The sequence below is a fragment of the Paraburkholderia phytofirmans PsJN genome, from assembly GCF_000020125.1.
In the GTDB taxonomy this organism is placed as follows: domain Bacteria; phylum Pseudomonadota; class Gammaproteobacteria; order Burkholderiales; family Burkholderiaceae; genus Paraburkholderia; species Paraburkholderia phytofirmans.
The window spans coordinates 58,814-76,971 of record NC_010681.1 but is presented as its reverse complement, the minus strand read 5'-3'; the positions used below and the strand labels follow the sequence as shown (position 1 = coordinate 76,971).

Below are 18,158 nucleotides of genomic sequence, written 5' to 3'. Positions count from 1 at the left end.
TGTCAGTAATCACCGTGCACGATGAAATGGTTCGGGCATCGGGCTATCAGGCACAACGCCTACGTCGGATCGCCTTGCCTTAGTCCGTACCCGGTCTACCCGACTTCAGCGCGACGCGCCGAAAATCCTGCCAGCATTGATTGACCAGCTTCATTCCCTCCACCGCAGGAGCCCAGGCGACCATGCCGCGTCGCGAAGTAAACAACGGCAAGATCGGCAATGTGTCCATTACGCGCGCATCGGCGGCCCGATACAGTGCGATCCGTTCGTCCGTCGAGACGGTCGTGCGTGCGCGGTCAAGCAGCGCATCGAGCACGCCATCGCGGTTGTAGCCTGCATTAAAGCCGCACGGCGACAGGTTCGCACCATGTAGCACCTGCTCCAGCCACAGGTCGCAGGACATCCCCCAGCTCATTTCGCTGAAAGCAATGCCGTCGGGCGCACCTTCACGCCACTGATTGCAGTAGGCCACCCAATCTTCATGGAGCGTCACCTCCAGACGAATGCCGATCCTGGCCAGATCCCGGGCCACGCATGCGTAGATCGATCCAGGATCGAGTTGCGCCGAGCCGGCGCGCGCCGCGACCACCCGTAAGGACAGCGTATCCACGACGCCTGCTTCGGCCAGCAGCGCGCGGGCACGCTGCGGATCGTACGCATAGCGATCCGGCAAGTCCGCCACATGCGCCGGCGCCCCCGGCGGAATCGCACTGCTGGCAGGCAGCGCGGCGCCCGGAAAAAGCGTTCCGCACAGGGCCGTGCGATCGATCGCGCAGGCGATGGCGCGCCGCACCCGCACGTCGGACAGATGCGGATCGCGCAGATTGAATACCAGATACCACAGATAGGGCGGCGCAAACGCCGGCACGCTGAACCCGCGCGCGGCCAGATCCTCGAGATCCGCGCCCTCCAGGCTGTAGGCGAAATCCACGCGGCCCTCGACGAGCGCGCGGACACGGTCGCCGAGGTCGGGAAACGGCAGGAAGTGGACGCCCGCAAGCGCAGGCGCCCCACCCCAATACGCGTCGTTGCGCGACAGCGCCACCGCGGATCCGCCTGCCGTCTCGAAACGGCGCTCGAAGCGGAACGCCCCGGTACCGGGTGCTCGATCGGTGCAGCCGTCGGCGCCCCACCGGCGCAGCGCCGCCGGGCTGATCAGCGACTGAGCCCCTGGCGCGTCCTCCTGCGTCATATAGCGCAGGAATTCCGGGAACGGCTCGCACAGCAGAAACTCAACCGTCCTCGCGTCGAGTGCGCGCACGCATTCGATCGCCGCAGCCCCGGCACGATTGAAGTCGGCCACCACGGGCGAATAATACGGCGAGTCGGGACGCACCATCCGCTCGTAATTGAGCACCACGGCGTCGGCATCGAGCGGCGCGCCGTCGTGAAAGCGCACGCCGTCGCGCAAGCGAAACACGAAACGACGCGCCTCACGCGACACTTCGACATGCTCGGCCAGACGCGGCACGACGCGCGTGGGCGCATCGGGCGGGCTGGGCTCCGTATCGAAGTCGTCCTCGACCAGGCTTTCATGAGTCTGCTGTACTACGCGCCCGGTATTCCACCCGCCGAACGAGCGCGGCGGGTCGATGCCGTCCACGGCCCAGTCCAGCGCCACCCGCAGTATCCGGTCATGCTTCATTTGGTCTCCTCGAATCGTCGTCAAGTGGCAAACAGGCGGCCGTCGCCGCGGGCGTGGTGCATCGCCGCGATCTCAAGTCCTGCAGCCGCGCTGCATTCCATGTCGTCGGGCCGCGTGTTCAGCGCAATCTCTGTCGCGGCGATGACGTCCGGCGCGAGCCCGCTCAACAACCCTTGCGCCGCCGCTGCCGGCACGATGTCGAGCCGCACCGCAGCCGACAGGATCATGGTCGCCACTCCGCGCATCTCGATCAGCACGGCCTCGTCCCGGCCGATGCCCACCGCGGCCGATAGTGCTCCCGAGACGACTGCCAGATGGCCGGGCGTGCGCCGGGCGGAGACCTCGGCGGCATATTGCAGCAGTACCGCGTCGGTGCCGAGCGACGGCGCGAGTGCGGCGAGCCGGCTGCCGCAACGGCGCGAGGCGGCTTGTGCCGGCTGCGTCAGTTTCAGCAGATCAAGCCGTGCGTCGGTCGCCGCGAGCGCCTGCAGATCGCCGGCGCGCACCGCGTCGTGCGCCATGGCGGTTGCGGCGCCGTCGCCACGTGCGGCGCCATGCATGAGCGCCGCGACGACCATCTGGCGCAGTGCCGGTGCGCCCGTAACGCGCCCGGCGCGCAGCAGCGCCTCAAGTCCCATTGCATGCGCGTGGCGCCCGATCGGTAGCGCGGCGTCGGCGAGTTGCATCAACGCCAGCAGCGCGCCCGCACGCACCGGATCGACCGCCTCGGTATCAGCCATGGTGCCGATGTGCATGGCCGACGTGGTGCTGCGGATGCTCGTGTGTCGCCCCCGTACAGATCGGTGGCCCATCGGCGGCGAACCGCCTGTGCTCGAATCGGATCGCCAGATCGGGTAGTCCGAGCGCAAGCACCGGCCGCGACGCGAGTTCCGGGGTATCGGTCACCGGCACGACGATTTCGTTGCCGCGCAGTTCCGACGGGCTGTGACGGTTGCCCAACGCATGCCCGATACGAAACGCCGCTTCCGGCGTCAAATCGAGCAGCGCGATCACCATGACCGGCTCGGCAGGGCGCGCTACGACGACGATGCGCGCGCCGTCGTCATACAGCACGGCACCGTGGAAAAGCCAGTTCTGCCGCGGCAGGTCAATACCGAGCTCGGTGCCGTCCTCGGCATGCAGACGCATCCGGCGCCGCCCTGCATCGTGGGCGGAAATGCTGACGGCGACGTGCTGCCGGTGCGAGAATCGCGGCGCATCGGCGCGGCCGAGTATCTGGTTCACGAGCAACATAAGCATCCTTATTTTCTGAGTATCGGCGCGGGTAGCCCGCGCATGCATCGCCTCGCGGCGTCCCAGGCCAAGTGCGTGGCCTGGCGCAAAAGCGTCGCTTCGCCGGCCAGAAACCGCGCCACCGCGCCATGCCGGGACGCCAGCACGGACGCGCCGCCGTAAACACCCGGTAGCTTCGCCAATGCGGCATCGATGCACTCCGCCAGGTCTTCCGCTCGCCCCGTTTGTGCCAGGGCAAACAGACTGCCCATGTAGCCCTCCCTGCCAAGGCTTCCCTCAAGAGCCGGATCCGCTTCCTCCGGTCGAAACGTGGACCCGTCGCGCAATACGACCGTGCCGCCGAAACTGGCCTGCAACCGCAGGGAAATCGATCCGTAGACGTGGCGTTCGCCGCGCGCGACCCGACCGGGGGCAAGCGATTCCGCGACGATCGCGCCAGCGCCGTCGGCCAGATCGATCTGCGTCTGCTGCCGATGAACCGCGCCCGGGTGAGAAATCAGCATGTCCGGAATCGACTCGAAGAACGCATCGCGGCCGACCGACACCTGCATGTGCTGCACCGACAAGGCATCGCCCTGCAGCCGTGTCGCAGAAGGCGTGGACATGCATAGCGCGGCGCCCTCTTCCAGATGCATCTCCAGGTTCAGGTGATCGCCGCCGAACACCGAACCGGCCGCGTTCTGCACGTAAATCAGCGCGCCGGGTCCGTGATCCAACGGCAGCACCGCCGTCGTGGTCAGCGGATAGCACTGCCGCCGCTCTGCGAGCCGGGTGTGCCCTGTCCTGTCGCGGACGAAGCGCATCGACAAACAGCCATCCGTCATCCGCGGATACATCCGAACAACGCGGCCCGGGCGATTTCGTCGAACACGGCACGCACGCCGCCGCCGCGCCGCAAATCGGTAAACAACGAGGGCCGGTCGGGACGGGCTCTGGCTACGTCGGCGCGGATGCGGTCCAGTTCGGCGTCGACATACGGTGCGAGATCGACCTTGTTGACGACGAGCAGATCGGCGCGCAGCACGCCCAGGCCCCGCTTGCGCGGAATATCGTCGCCGCCGGCTACGTCGATCACAAAGGCCCACCAGTCCACCAGTTCGCTCGAAAACGTCGCGGCAAGATTGTCTCCGCCGCTTTCGATGACGATTACGGCGGGCTGGAAACGACGCTCCAGCCACTCGACCGCCTCAAGGTTCACCGACGGATCTTCTCGAATCGCCGTATGCGGGCAAGCCCCGCTTTCGACGCCCAGCACCCGCTCGGGATCGATCAATCCCGAGCGCTTCACGCGTTCGGCGTCTTCGCGCGTGACCAGGTCGTTGGTGATGACGGCCACCGAAATGCCCTCCTCGGCGAAAACCGGCAACAGGCGCTCGACCAGGCGCGTCTTGCCGCTACCTACCGGACCACCGATCCCCAAACGTACTGCAGTCATGGTGTTCTCCTACTTGAGCATGTACGACATGCCGAGTGCCACGCGCTCGGTGGGCGCGCTATCAATGATCTGTCCGTCGACGCTGACGCGGAAGGTTTCCGGATCGACGTTGATCGGTGCGACCATGTCGTTGCGGATCATGTCCCGCTTGGTCAGCCCGCGTGTGTCCGCGACCGGCACCAGCTTGGCCTTCAGGTCCAGGCGGCGCCCCACATCGGCGGCGATCGACGGTGGCGCCACGAAGCGAACGCCAAGCGCCTGCGGCGCGCGGCCGAAGCAGCCCCACATGGGTCGGTAGCGCAATGGCTCACAGGTCATCAGCGAAGCATTGGCTTCGCCGAGCGGCGCCCACACCGGAAAGCCAGCCTTCATCACCAGCTCCGGCTTTGCCCCGAAACTGTCGGGACGCCAGAACACCAGATCCGCCAGCTTGCCAGCCTCGACCGAGCCCACTTCGCCGTCGATGCCGAACATGCGCGCCGGGTTGATCGTGTACTTGGCGATATAGCGCAGGATGCGAAAATTGTCGGCGCCGGACCCGCGGTCCTCCGCCAGGCTGCCGCGCAGCACGCGCATATGCTCGGCCAGTTGCCAGCAGCGCGCGACGGTCTCTCCGATGCGCCCCATGCCCTGACTGTCCGAGCCGATCGCACTGATCGCGCCGAGGTCATGCAACACGTCTTCCGCACCGATCGTTTCGCGCCGGATCCGGCTCTCGGCGAAGGCCACGTCTTCCGGCAAGCGCGGGTTCAGATGATGGCTCGTCATCGCCATGTCGAAGTGCTCGTCGAACGTATTGATCGTGAACGGATTGGTGGGATTGGTGGACGAAGGCAGCACGTTGGCCCTGCCGCAGATGCGGATGATGTCGGGCGCGTGGCCACCGCCCGCGCCCTCGACGTGATAGGCGTGGATGCAACGATCGCCGATGGCTTTCAGCGTGTGCTCGACGAAGCCCGATTCGTTCAGCGTGTCCGTATGCAACTGGATCTGGCCACCACCGATCTCGGCGGCTTTGAGCGCAGCGTCGATCGCGGCCGGCGTGGCGCCCCAGTCTTCGTGGATCTTGAGGCCGGCGGCACCGCACGACAACTGTTCGACGAGCGGTTCGATGGCATGCGACGCTGCTTTTGCAATGAACCCGAAGTTGAGCGGGAACGCTTCGGCGGCCTGCAGCATCAGGCCGAGATTGCGCGTGCCGGTCGAGGCGATCGGCACGGTGGTAGGGCCGAGGCCGCCACCCATCAACGTGGTGATGCCGCCGCACAGCGCCTCGTCCACCTGGCCGGGATCGATGAAGTGCACGTGACAGTCGATGCCACCCGCCGTCACGATCAGGCCCTCGGCCGCGCGGATGTCAGTGTTCACGCCCACGCGCAGGCCGGGCGTCACTCCGTCCATGATGTTCGGATCGCCTGCCTTGCCGATGCCGACGATACGACCGTCCTTGATGCCGATATCGCCCTTGACGATCCCGGCGACCGCATCGATGACGAGTGCATTGGTGACGACGAGATCCAGCACCCCGTCGGCCGCGGTCCGTTCGCCGTCGCAGCCGGTACCGGCGCGCAGCGTCTTGCCGGCGCCGAACACGAGTTCGTCGCCGCCCGCGCAGAAGTCGCGTTCGACCCGCGCCCACAGGCCGGTGTCGCCCAGGCGGACGCAATCGCCCGTGGTCGGACCGTAAAGCTGCACGTATCGTGAGCGTTCGATGCTGCAGGCCATGCCTACTCCTCCAAAAATGCCGCGAGCCTCGACATCGCCACTTGCCGCACGGCGGGATCGTCCAATGCGCCGTTGACGAGTCCCGCCAGGCCGTACACCGCTCGCGCGCCTCCGATGGCCACCAGGTCGACGTCACGTGTATCACCGGGCTCGAAACGCAGCGTCGTGGCCGCCGGGATGTCGAGGCGGTAGCCGTATGCGGCGTGCCGGTCAAACGCGAGCGCCGGATTAACTTCGAAAAAATGGTAGTGCGAGCCGACCTGGATCGGCCGGTCTGCCGAGCTTGCGACGCGCAGGCGCAAGGTAGGGCGATGCCGATTGACGACGACGGGTGTCCGCTCCAGGCGCCAGCGCGGCGGCGGTGCCTGCGGCTCCCCCTGGCTACCCGGGCCGATGGGATCATGCACGCAGACCAATTTCTGCCCGTCGGGGAAAAACGCTTCGACCATGACTACCTCCACACGCTCGGTAACCCCGGGCATCACGTCATCGTCAGTCAACAGCGTGGAGGCGAGCGCCACCATATCGGCCACCGTCCCGCCTACGCGTGCGCCCTCGCACACCGTATCCGCGATCAGGGCGCGGGCCTCCGGTTCGGTCAGCAATAATCCTCTGCTGCGGCGCGATCTGGCCAGTTGCGCTGCCTGATGCAGCAACAGACGATCGACTTCACGCGGAAACAGGCGCATGCATTGACTCCGTTCACACCGATGGAGACGTCGAATCCTAGACGCCGAGATACTGGGCAATCCGGCCGTTCGTGTCGGCCTCGCCCCTGTTGCCGCACAGCACGATCTCGCCGCCTTGCACGACCACATATCGATCAGCGAGTTTCAGCGCGAAGCCGAGATGCTGTTCGATCAGCAGAAAGCTGGTGCCGTATCGCTCGCGCTGCAGACGGATGACTTCGCCTATGCGTTGCACCATGGCCGGCTGCAACCCCTCCGTGATCTCGTCGACCAGCACAAGCCTGGCGCGGGTCGCCAGGGCGCGCGCCATCAGCAGCATCTTCTGCTCGCCGCCACTGAGCGTGCCGGCACGCTGACCGAGTCGCTGCGCCAGAAACGGAAATGCCGCCGCGGCCGTTTCGATCACCTCCGCCAGTGGCCGATTGCGCGTCGCCAACCGGAGGTTCTCCCGCACCGTCAGGTCCTGGAACAAGGCTTTTTCCTGTGCGACGTAGCCGATGCCGAGGCGCGCGATCCGATGGGGCGGCATGACGGTGATGTCCTTGCCGTCAAGCGCCACCGAACCGGTTTTTTTCCCCAGAAATCCCATCACGGTGCGCAGCAGCGTGGTCTTGCCCATGCCGTTCTTGCCCAGCACCGCCACAATCTCTCCCGGGGCGACGTCAAGCGCCAGATTGCGGACCACCATCGATTCGCCGTAGCCGCTGGTCAGGTTCACTGCGTGGAGTAAGGGATTCATGCCGCATGCTCCAGATTCTCGCCGCCGGTATAGACGCTGCTCACCAATTCGGACGAGACGACTTCGTCGACCGATCCGTCGAGCAGGATTTTTCCCTGATGCAGGACGATGACGCGCGAACTGATTTCCCGAACGAAGTTCAGATCGTGTTCAACCAGCAGGACGCAGATACCCTGTTCGCGCACGATGTCCACGAGTATGCGGCCAATCTGCGTGCGTTCGGTCTTGGTGAGCCCCGCCGTCGGTTCGTCCAGCAGGACCACGCGTGGTTCGAGCGCCAATACCATGGCCAGCTCGAGTGCCTGCTTCAGGCCGTGGGACAGCAGGCGAGCTTCCTCGCCCAGCCGCTCGGCCAACCCGGTGGCCTGGACCACGTGAAACGCGGCCTCGGGCAATTGCAGCGCCGTTCTACGCCGCCACAGCGAGGGGCGATCATGGACGAACCGGGCGATGCCGAGGCATTCGGCCACCGTCAGGGTGTCGAACACGTTGGCCATCTGGAATTTGCGCCCGACGCCCATGGCGACGCAGCGCGCTGGCGGCGACTTGCCGATGCTGCGGCCGTTGACCACGACATCGCCTGAGCTGCGCTCCATGCCGTCCGCGATGCAGCGCATGAGCGTGGTCTTGCCGGCGCCGTTAGGCCCGACCAGACTGACGATTTCTCCGGCACGAGCGGCGAAGTCTATGCCGCTCAATACCGCGAGGCTACCGAAATTCTTGTGCACGTCGACGACCTGGAGCGCAGGCGGCACGCCGTCCCCGGCATCCTGCCGATGCGCCGTCCCGCTGGCGAGCGCCAGCTCGGGCACGAACGCACGACGCGCCGCCTGCGTGGGGCGCACGCGCCCGAACAAGCGGCGCAGCGCCGCTGGCACGATGGGCAGCAGCCCGCGCGGAAAAGCGATGATGACAATGACGAAAATGCTGCCGATGAGAAGTTTCCATACATAAGGAAAATCACCGCTGAGCTGCGCGCTTTCGTAGTCGACCAGCATCGTGCCGAAAATCGGACCGAGCAGCGTTGCCCTGCCGCCCAACGCGGTCCAGATCACGAGCTCGGTGCCGAATACGAAACCGGCCAGTTCCGGCGAGACCAGCATCGAATAATTGGCGTACAGATAGCCCGCAACGGCACCGACGGCGGAGCAGCCAAGAAATGCGGTGGTCTTGAGCAGCGCAGTGTTCAGCCCGAGGTATTCGCAACGCTGTTCGTTTTCGCGAATGGCGATCAGGATCCGTCCTGCGTCGCTGTGAACCAGCAGCCACGCGCCAGCCGTCACTACGATCAGAAAGCCACCGGCGATCCAGAACCATGCCTGCATGGACAGATCGAAGCTGTCGAAACCGGTCAGGCCGCTGCTCGATCCGGTGAAATTTCCACCCGAAAAAATCACCTGGGTACAGACGATGCAAAGCACCAGCGTAATGACCGAGGCATAGAGATTCGTCGCACCGTGCCAGAACGCCAGCCAGCCGACCAGCGCGGCGACCGCCATGGCCGCCAGCACGCCCAGAACAAGCGCCGCGAGCGCCAGCCACGGGCTGAAACCGATGTGGGTAAATATCAATCCCGAGGTATAGGCGCCGATGGCGAAAAATGCGGACTGCCCGAAGGTCAGAATCCCCATATACCCCCACAGCAGATCGACCGTCAGGGCGACCGCCGCATACAGCAGGGAGCGGGTCAGAACGTTGACCGAATAGGAATCGAGCACGACGGGCCCGAATCCAACGAGCAACGCGCCCACCAGCACGATGATCGCCACCGGCCGCAAGGTGCGGCGAACCTGCGCGAGAGTCTCAGACACGGGCAAATCCTTCCGGACGGATGCGCAGAATCACGGCAGCCAGCACCGTGATGGTCAATCCGCCGAGTATGGGATCGATATAGACGCTGATCAGCACCTGCGCGGCTCCAAGGACCAGACAGGAAACGGCCAGCGTCAGCAGCGAATAGCCGGACACCATCACCAGCATGAACGCGTTGACCTGCCAGGGCACACCCATGTTCGGATCGATGCTCGACAGCGGTGCGATCACCATCCCCGCTATACCGGCCAGCGCCGAGCCGAGCGAAAAGGTCACGAACCGCACCAGGCCGCTATTGATGCCGAGCCCGCGGGCCAGATCCTCGTTCATGATCACGGAGCGTGTCTCGAGACCGAGGCGCGTGCCCTGCAGCAGCAACGTCAGCAGGCCGCCGAGTGCCAGAGCGACCAGTACGAGGCTGAGCCGATAGAGCGAGTACTCCGTTCCCAGCACGTTCACCGTCCCCGTCAAGGGCGAACGGGCAAAGTGCACACCGCGGCCGAAGCACAAGGTCACGACCTGGCTGATGACGATGCCGAGCCCCCAGGTGGCGAGGATCGCATCCAGCGGCCGTGCGTAGAGCGGTCGCACGGCCAGAGACTCGACCACGACGCCCGCGACGCCACCGACCAGCGCGCCCAGCGGCAAGCCCAGCCAGGGGTTCATGCCCAACCCGGTACATGCCAGCGCGGCGTAGCCGCCCAGCGTGATGACCGCGCCGTGCGCGAAATTGATGATCTTCATTACGCCGAACACGAGCAGCAATCCGCTGGCTACAACGAACAGAATCGATGCCGTTGTCAGGACATCGAGAACGAGCGCAATCATATACGCGACCTTTTACGAGAAAGACGCCCCGCGACCGCCTTGCGGCCGGGGCTTGGCGTGTGCGCTGATCGATCCAGGCATCATTTGAGGTTCGGGCACTGCTCGCCCGGATCCTCGTTCTTGAACTCGGAGATGACCTTGACACTGCCGTCGGGCATTACCTGCCCCAGGTACATGGAAAGTGCCGCGTGACGCTCCTTGTCCATGGTGATGGCGCCGCGCGGCCCATCCACCGTGACCGACGCGAGCGCCGGAATCACCTTGTCGGTCGCGGTCGAACCGGCCTTGGCGACGGCCTCGGCGTATGCGAGCACCGCATCGTATTCCGGCACCGAGAGGTCGTTCGGCGTTTCCAGCTTGTCGCCGAACCTGGCCTTCATTGCGGCCATGAATTTCTGATTGGCGGGTGTCTGCAGGCTGGTGTAATACGAGCCGGCCACATAGGTTCCGACCGCATCCGCGCCCATGCTCCTGGCCGTGCCCTCGTCGATGCTGAGATTGCCGTACAGAGCCTTGATGCCGCCGGTGCGCAACTGCTTGGTCAGGGTGACGTTCGGCACGCCGCCAGCCGTCGAGATCATCAACGCGTCGGGGTGGACCGCGCGAATCTTGCTGACGATGGCGGTCCAGTCGGTCGCGTCGATCGGGTTGTATTCCTCACCGACGACCTTGCCGCCGGTTTTCTCGATGTACTTGCGCGTGAACGCCAGCATGCCGCGCCCGAAAGCATAGTCGCTGCCGATCAGAAAGAAGGTCTTGGCATCCTTTTGCCTGGTGAAGTAATCGACCATCGGCGCAACCTGCTGCTCGGGCACCCATGCATTGATATACATGTACTTGTTGCACGAGCGTCCCTCGTAGAACGAGGTGTAGATAAACGGTATCCTGCCGCGCGTGACGATGGGCAGCGCCGCGTTGCGGGCCGCGCTGGTCTCCATGCTGACGATCGCGTCGACCTTTTTCTGGAATACCAGCACGTCATAGGCTTTCTGCGCGCCGGCGGCGCTCGAGCTGTCATCCACGATCTCGAGCCGCAGCTTGCGACCGAGCACGCCGCCGGCGGCATTGATCTGATCCACGGCCAGATCGGCCGCCTGCACCACCGAAGGCGCAACCACGCTGTTCGCACCACTCAGCCCCACTGCTACGCCGACCACGATGTCGTTGGCTGCGTATGCGACGGGCACGCTCAGGCACAGCGCCATGCCGGCGACGAAACCGACTGTTTTCTTTACGTCATGCATAGTATTTCTCCTGGAGTTTGTTTTTTGCTCACCGGTTGCCTTTCAAAGAACCCTGTCGACGCCTGCGCTCAGTGCCCGTCGAATGCCGGGATGCGGCCGTAGATATCCGCGCGCCGATCCGCCAGCACGTCGTTGTGCGTGCCGACGCTCGTGCGTGCGTCGAGCGTGATGGAGGCGCTAACGATTTCCTCGAGCGAGCGGCTCGCTACGTCGCCCACGGGCCAGCCACTCTGGTCCACGACGAGGCTTTGCCCCTCGAAAGGCTGTCCGCGTTCGACGCCGACGCGATCCGCACAGGCGACTACCAGGCCGTTCGTATGCGCGGCGGCCATCGCGAGCGTATTCGCCATGGCCGGACGATCGGCCGACTGGTTCGGCATCGGTACCCAGTTGGTCGGGACGCATACGATCTGCGCGCCGCCCAGCGCATAGAGGCGAAACAGTTCGGGAAACCAGAGGTCGTAGCAGATCGCGATCGCGATCCGGCCCAGCGGCGTGTCGTAGATCGGCGAGGGCCGATCGCCGCTGGCGAACAGCTTCTTCTCGTCGCCCCACAGATGCGTCTTTCGATAGCTGCCGAGATAGCCGTCGGGTCCGAGGAGCACGGCGCTGTTGTACAGCGCGCCATCCGCCTTTTCGGCGATGCCGGCGACGATGTAGACGCCAAGCGCAGACGCGACCTCGCTCCAGGCCGCAGTGGTCGAGCCGTCCGGCACGGGCTCGGCCAGGCTTTCCGCTTCGGCGCGCGAGTCGAACACGTAACCGGTGTTCGCCAGTTCCGGCAAGACAACGAGCTCGGCGCCCAGGTCCGCCGCTCGTGTCACGAAGTCGATGGCGCGTCGTACGTTGAGATCCTTTTCGCCGATCCGGGGCGCCATTTGCACGCAAGCGATCTGCACGTTTTTCCTTGAAAAAAGCAAAAAGCTCCCAGTCCGTGGAGTAACGGAATCTGGGAGCTTTCGTAGCCGTGGTAGCGGCAACGCTGCCGCGGGACGTGGAAGACGCCTTGCCCGTATTAGTCACGGAACAAAATTGAGCGTCAAGCCTGAAAAAAATTACCCGACAAACGACACTTCGGCGCACGAATGCGTCAGGACTCACCTTTCTGCAAATCGAGTCCGTCGAGCATTTCCTGCGCGCTGATGATCGAATTGGCGATCACGCTGGTAGACACCCGCTTGCCAGACGCCTGCTTGCGAATGAACTGATAAGCGTCGGCCTCGCTCATGTTGCGCACGCTCATGATGATGCGAGTGGCCTTCTCGATTTCGCGTCGGGCCTTGAGCGTTTCCTCGATCTTCGACGCCTTGCCGATCAGGCGCTGCTCATAGGCGCGCAAGGAAAGCGCGAGCACCAGCGCGGACAGGATGCCGACCGCGCGCAACGGACGTACCAGCACGCCGTGCGTATTGCTGTCGAGCAATGCCTTGAGCAGGGTTGGATTTTCCGAATCGAGCACCGCGACGCGCGCCCCTTCGGTCTCCGATGCCAGCCAGGAAATGTCAGGCGGATCGCCGATCAAAAAGAACAGCGCTTCGGCCGGCGGCAGCACCGCCACGGGCGGCCAGATCGCTTCGACCTGACATCCGATGCGCTTCAGTTGATGTGTGAGGTCCCTGCCGTCCGTGTCGGGCGGATGAACTACCAGCACGCGAATATTGCGCAGGTGATGGATGATGTCTTCGTTGCTCAATCGGGCATCCTCGCGTGTTGCGCACCGTAGTCGAATGAATGACTGATCAGATAGGGATCGGGTTTGACTGGATGGAGCGCTTCCCAGACGAGGTCGAACTGCCCCCTGTCGTTCAGAATGCCGATCCGAGAATTGAGCCAGGTATGGTTGTTGTCGGCATCGACGATGACACGTCCCTGCGGCGCATCGAATTCCACACCAGCGGCGGCCGCCGCGAGCTTTTGCGGATCATCCACTCCCGCGCGCTCCAGGGCCGCCGAAAACAGGTAGATCTGGTTGTAGGCACTTTCCGAGTTGTAGCTCGGCATCGAGTCGCGGCCGAAGCGCCGTGCAAAACCTTCCTGAAATCGCCGACTGCTGGACGTATCGACGCTCGCAAAATACGTGGCGGAAGTAATGTGGCCCGAGCAATATTCCGGACCGATTTTGCTGACCTGGTTTTCCGCCAGCGAAAGACTTCCCACCGGCAGCTCCCGCGGATCGAGGCCAGCGTCCCGGTAGAATCGATAGAAGGGGCGCGTACCGCAGCCGATGATGGTCGACACGACAGCCGCCGGCCGATCGCGCTTGATGCCGTCGACCACGCGGCGCAGGACGATCTCGTCCGGAACGATCGGCACGTAGGTCTCGTCGACGATGCGGCCGCCGGCGCTTTCGATCAAACAGCGCAATAGCCGGTTGGTCTCGCGCGGAAAGACGTAATCCGACCCGACGAGCGTGATGTCCTTCCCGACATGCGAAATGATGTAGCCCGCCAGTTGCATCGTGCTTTGATTCGGCGCAGCCCCGGTGTAGATGACGTTCGGCGAATACTCGAACCCTTCGTAGTTGGCCGGGTACCAGAGCAGCCCGTTGCGGCGCTCCAGGCTTCCCAGTATCGCTTTGCGACTGGCCGATAACAAACACCCGAAGATCACGCTGACGCCGTCGTCGACCAGCAGTTTGTCGGCATAGCGCCGATACTCGGCGGAATCGGACCTTGGGTCGTAGCACACGGGTACGATAGGGCGACCGAGCACGCCACCCGCCGCGTTGATTTCCTCTATGGCAAGCACAGTGCCGCGAAAATACTCCGACTCGGTCTCTTCGGCCACGCCGGAACGGGAAAACAGGATGCCTATCCGCCACTCGTCTTTCATAACCAGCCCGCCTGCCGCGACACTCTCTCATAACCTGATTCCGGATAAGAGTAGCGGAAAAAAATAGGCGAAAATAAAGCATGCGGCCCGGCAATTGGGAACTCTGTCGGTTGGACCCCGGCTCACGCGTCAGCACTGCTGACGGCCAGAAGTAGCGTGACGTTGCTCAATAGTGCGTGTGGTCCTCCGAAGCATTGAGGTCGGACGGCGGCAGGAGCTGTCTTCGCAGTATCGGCTTCACGACACTTGTGCCTTCGATGAAACGACTGCGCGAGGATACCTTGCCCCGGCAGGAGGCAATCCGCGAAGCTCAGGCAAGAATTATCGCTGCGCCGATGCCACCGTCAGATCTATTCGTCAAAAAATCCGCTGTCGCTTACGGGCTCGATGATGGTCTGCCACGTAATCGCGGCAGCCATTATGCGGCGCCCTGAGTCACGCACCGGATACAAGCCGTGATCGAGGCACGGACGGCCCCCTACGGCCTGCAACTTTGCTTGGTACCCTTCCGGCGTTGCCCAATCGGGCCAAAGCAGTAATCTCCGCTCCGGCATCGCCGTACCCGGCAACTGCGAGGAAGCCGCCTCTGCCAGGGTTAGTTGAGCTGACTCCTGACCGCGCGGGATGATGCATTACGTTCCGTAGCAACGAGCGCCTGATCCAGTGCGCTCACAACCCAGTCGATATCCTGAGCCTGAAAGGCCAGCGGCGGCCGAAGTTTGAGCACATTTCCATGCGGGCCCGCCACGGAGGTAAGCACGCGTTGATCACGCAGGTTCTCGATGACGTCAAGCGCACGAGCCTTGTCCGGCGTTTTACTCTCCCGGTCCGTAACCAGTTCGAAACCGATAAACAACCCCGCCCCCCTCACGTCCCCTACGCACTCGTGGCGCTCGGCCAGACGGGAAAACTCGCCGAGCAGACGTGCGCCGACCTGTTGACTGTGCTCTTGAAGCCGTTCCTCGCGAATGACGTTGAGCACAGCCTGGGCCGCGGCCATGGAAACCGGATTGCCACCAAAAGTGTTGAAATACGGAATCTCATCACTAAAGGCGGCAAGCACCTCCGCCCGCGCGAACAGGGCGGACACGGGGATACCGTTTCCCATTGGCTTGCCCATCGTCACCACGTCGGGAACGACGCCATGGCGTGCGAAGCCCCAGAAGGCGTCGCCTGTCCGTGCGAAACCGGGCTGAACCTCGTCCGCGATGAAAATACCACCGTTGCGATGTACCACGTCAATCGCTGGCTGAAGGTAACCTGCAGGGCCTGGCAAAACGCCATCCGACGAAAAGATGGAATCCGCCATAAATCCGGCGAACCTGATACCCTGGGCAGCCATGTCGTCGATCTGCTTTTGCATCTCTGCCGCGAACCACAGGCCCAGATCGGGCGTGTCGACGCGATAGCGGTCCGGCGCTGGGATGAGGCGGGTTGTCGGGTCAATCGGCTGGCCGCTGCCCAACGCAGGCGAGGCGCCCGAGGTCAGGTAGCTGGTGCCATGGTAGGCCTCGCGGCTGACAATGATTCCCGTGCCGCCGCTATAGGCACGTGCAACCCGCATCGCCAGGTCGTTTGCCTCTGAGCCCGTACACATGTACATGGCCCTGCTGATTTCGGAGGGCATCGTGGTCAGCAGTTCCTCCGTGTAGGCGAGGATTCGCTCGTGCAGATAACGGGTATGCGTATTCAGCTGCTTCATCTGCTCATGCACCGACGCTATGACGGCCGGGTGACAATGACCGATGCTGGCGACGTTGTTATACATGTCCAGATACTTATCGCCGTGAACGTCCCAAAGATATTGCAGCTGGCCGCGTACGAGATGAACGGGCTTTCTGTAGAACAACCGATAGGAACCCCCCAGCAGTTGCTCCCGCTTCTGCGTAAGTTGGCGGGTGTATTCATCCAGTGTTGCCGCGTTCTCAGGACGGAAACTATTCGTGTCCATAATGGTTGACCGGGTACCCATGACTAATTGCTCCACATTTAAAAGCGGTCTGAGATCAGGATGACGTTTCACGCGCTCGATAGACGAACGGGAACGAGAGTCCGCCTGTCAGACCCGCTTGAGTATTCAGAAAAAGTTGCTCCATTCCGCCGGCGATCTGTCGAACGGCGACGAGCGGAAGTGGATTCGGAACTGCCGGTGTGGGTCAGTGCAGCGCAGGCGCGCAGGCAGGACCCTTTGCGCCGGTCGTGACCTGTCTCGAGAACAAGCGGTCCACCCGGGCAATTTCCTCTGGCGACTGTTTGATCGCGAGCGCAAAAATCACGAAGACGATAAAGTTCGCGGCGAGCCCGACGATCCCGCTTGTCAGCGAGCCGAGTGCCCGAATATCGTCCGGATAAATGGTCGTCAGTACGATTGCGATCGCAATGCCGACCAGCATGCCGGCAATCGCCCCCTGCTTGTTTCCGCGCTTCGAAAAGATCCCGAAGAAAAGCGGCACTGCCAGCTGGATAATCCCTTGATACGAGATCTGCGCAAGCAATTGCAGTCGACTGTAATCGAATGTCAGGTACGCGATCACGGCAGCAGCAACAATGAATACGACCATTCCGGCCTTCGACAGCACCATGAGCTGCCGGTCGGAGCGCGGAGTATTCCAGGTCGCAATGTCATTTGCGAATTGTGTGCCGCACACCTGCACGCAACCGTCCACGTGTCCGATACTGGCTGCGAGTACGATGACGGTTGCGAGCGCAAGCAGCCACGGGCCGCCGATATCCGCGAGAGCGACGAACCAGCCGTCCTGCGGATGTGCTGCAACCTTGGGATCGTGGCTCGCCGTCGCGGCAAACAGCATCAGGATGCAATAGAACCCGCCAACCAGCAACATCGTCAACAGCGTGCCCTTCTTGACTGCGCGTACACCGCTCGCCGTGTAAATCCGCTGGAAGCTCATCGGCCAGCACATCGACCCGATCACGCCTGTGAAGATCAGGCTAAACATGTACCAGGGACCATATGCCGTGCGAGCGTCCCCCGGGATCAGGAGCATCCTGGCCGGAAGCTGGGAGAGGTTCGAAAAGGGCGCGTGGTTGCCCATCAACAGCAATATGCAGACTACCGCGCATACCACATACGCGACGATGCCTTGAAACATATCGGTCATGATGAGCCCGCGCATGCCCATGCTGACCGTCCAGTATTGACGGATGAGAACAACGGCAACGCCCACGATCAGACAGGTCGTAACGGACCACTGGCTGAAGCTGGCGAACTGGAACAACGTCCCGAGCGCCTGGATGCCCATCACGACCCACGGAAACACGGAGATAATTCCGATGATCGACGCAATCCGCTTGACGACCGGGCTGTTGTAGCGCATTCCGAGCAAATCTGGTTGCGTCGTCAGGTTGTACTGCGACCCCCACGACCATGCGCGATTCGCCATGAGGTACATCACCGTAACCCCGAGCGTGGCGTACACCATTCCATAGAAGCCGAGCACGCCGCCGACGGACAAGGCAAAGAATGCAGTGAACGTTGACCCCGGCCACCAGGAATTTGTATAACTCATTGCAACGTACCACGGACCGTAGGAACGTCCGCCGACCGCGTAGTCCGCGAAACTCGTGCTCCTCCGGTTGGTCGCATACAGTATCGCGATCATCACGACGAGAAAAATGGCAATCGTGCCAAACGTTATGAATACGGCTCCATTCGACGCGTTCATGCCAGCTCTCCTTCTTTCACGCAATCTCCGACCTTCCCTTCAACCAGGTACAGCACCCAGACGCCGAGTAAGACCAGAACCACATTGACCATCCAGTAAAAAATCGGTAGCGGTATACCGAGCACCAGAAGCGTGCTACCGCTGACACTGAGATAGAGCGGCGGAAACAGTGCCATCAGCAGTAGCAGGAAGAAATAAATACCAAACACGACTCGGATCAGGCGCCGCGGTGGTGACAGCATTGGCGTATTCACTTTCAGATGCTCCTTAAA

17 protein-coding genes are annotated in these 18,158 nt (G+C 63.1%); all 17 read right to left on the bottom strand.

The window, feature by feature from the left end:
- Nucleotides 1-79 precede the first annotated feature (79 nt).
- The gene (locus tag BPHYT_RS00305) at nt 80-1,645 is read right to left on the bottom strand and encodes an ABC transporter substrate-binding protein (RefSeq protein ID WP_012431171.1); all 1,566 of its coding nucleotides are present in this window, start codon (nt 1,643-1,645) and stop codon (nt 80-82) included.
- A 20-nt stretch (nt 1,646-1,665) separates the two neighbouring features.
- Nucleotides 1,666-2,385: an urease accessory protein UreF gene (locus tag BPHYT_RS00300; RefSeq protein ID WP_012431170.1), complete on the bottom strand. Its 720-nt coding sequence runs from the start codon at nt 2,383-2,385 to the stop codon at nt 1,666-1,668.
- Nucleotides 2,378-2,899 (bottom strand): urease accessory protein UreE, encoded by a 522-nt coding sequence (locus BPHYT_RS00295; protein WP_012431169.1) that lies wholly within the window; start codon nt 2,897-2,899, stop codon nt 2,378-2,380. Before BPHYT_RS00295 ends, BPHYT_RS00300 begins: the two co-directional genes overlap by 8 nt.
- Before the next feature lie 8 nt (nt 2,900-2,907).
- Nucleotides 2,908-3,702, bottom strand: coding sequence for an urease accessory protein UreD (locus tag BPHYT_RS00290; RefSeq protein WP_223274410.1), 795 nt, complete (start codon nt 3,700-3,702; stop codon nt 2,908-2,910).
- Nucleotides 3,703-3,719: 17 nt separating this feature from the next.
- Nucleotides 3,720-4,334, bottom strand: coding sequence for an urease accessory protein UreG (gene ureG / locus BPHYT_RS00285; RefSeq protein WP_012431167.1), 615 nt, complete (start codon nt 4,332-4,334; stop codon nt 3,720-3,722).
- Between the two features lie 9 nt (nt 4,335-4,343).
- Nucleotides 4,344-6,059 (bottom strand): urease subunit alpha, encoded by a 1,716-nt coding sequence (ureC, locus tag BPHYT_RS00280; RefSeq protein ID WP_012431166.1) that lies wholly within the window; start codon nt 6,057-6,059, stop codon nt 4,344-4,346.
- 2 nt (nt 6,060-6,061) lie between these two features.
- Nucleotides 6,062-6,748 carry an urease subunit beta gene (locus BPHYT_RS00275; RefSeq protein WP_012431165.1) on the bottom strand — a complete coding sequence of 229 codons (687 nt, stop codon included), beginning with the start codon at nt 6,746-6,748 and terminating at the stop codon, nt 6,062-6,064.
- A gap of 37 nt (nt 6,749-6,785) precedes the next feature.
- Nucleotides 6,786-7,487: an ABC transporter ATP-binding protein gene (locus BPHYT_RS00270; protein ID WP_012431164.1), complete on the bottom strand. Its 702-nt coding sequence runs from the start codon at nt 7,485-7,487 to the stop codon at nt 6,786-6,788.
- Nucleotides 7,484-9,298, bottom strand: coding sequence for an ABC transporter permease subunit (locus BPHYT_RS00265; RefSeq protein ID WP_012431163.1), 1,815 nt, complete (start codon nt 9,296-9,298; stop codon nt 7,484-7,486). The genes BPHYT_RS00270 and BPHYT_RS00265 overlap by 4 nt, the downstream gene beginning before the upstream one ends.
- On the bottom strand, nt 9,291-10,124 hold the full coding sequence (locus BPHYT_RS00260) for a branched-chain amino acid ABC transporter permease (RefSeq protein ID WP_175932827.1): 834 nt from the start codon (nt 10,122-10,124) through the stop codon (nt 9,291-9,293). Before BPHYT_RS00260 ends, BPHYT_RS00265 begins: the two co-directional genes overlap by 8 nt.
- Nucleotides 10,125-10,207: 83 nt before the next feature.
- A complete protein-coding gene (locus BPHYT_RS00255; protein WP_012431161.1) occupies nt 10,208-11,371 on the bottom strand; it encodes a substrate-binding protein in 1,164 nt (387 codons plus the stop codon).
- 68 nt (nt 11,372-11,439) lie between these two features.
- Entirely contained in the window at nt 11,440-12,270 is an 831-nt protein-coding gene (locus BPHYT_RS00250; RefSeq protein ID WP_012431160.1) for a nitrilase family protein, read from the bottom strand.
- A 191-nt stretch (nt 12,271-12,461) separates the two neighbouring features.
- Complete coding sequence (locus BPHYT_RS00245; RefSeq protein ID WP_012431159.1) at nt 12,462-13,064, bottom strand: ANTAR domain-containing response regulator; 603 nt, start codon at nt 13,062-13,064, stop codon at nt 12,462-12,464.
- Nucleotides 13,061-14,203: a transporter substrate-binding domain-containing protein gene (locus BPHYT_RS00240; RefSeq protein WP_012431158.1), complete on the bottom strand. Its 1,143-nt coding sequence runs from the start codon at nt 14,201-14,203 to the stop codon at nt 13,061-13,063. The genes BPHYT_RS00245 and BPHYT_RS00240 overlap by 4 nt, the downstream gene beginning before the upstream one ends.
- Nucleotides 14,204-14,798: 595 nt before the next feature.
- Nucleotides 14,799-16,175: an aspartate aminotransferase family protein gene (locus tag BPHYT_RS00235; RefSeq protein WP_012431157.1), complete on the bottom strand. Its 1,377-nt coding sequence runs from the start codon at nt 16,173-16,175 to the stop codon at nt 14,799-14,801.
- A 184-nt stretch (nt 16,176-16,359) separates the two neighbouring features.
- A complete protein-coding gene (locus BPHYT_RS00230; protein ID WP_012431156.1) occupies nt 16,360-17,886 on the bottom strand; it encodes a sodium:solute symporter family protein in 1,527 nt (508 codons plus the stop codon).
- Complete coding sequence (locus tag BPHYT_RS00225) at nt 17,883-18,140, bottom strand: hypothetical protein (RefSeq protein ID WP_012431155.1); 258 nt, start codon at nt 18,138-18,140, stop codon at nt 17,883-17,885. Before BPHYT_RS00225 ends, BPHYT_RS00230 begins: the two co-directional genes overlap by 4 nt.
- Nucleotides 18,141-18,158: the final 18 nt, after the last annotated feature.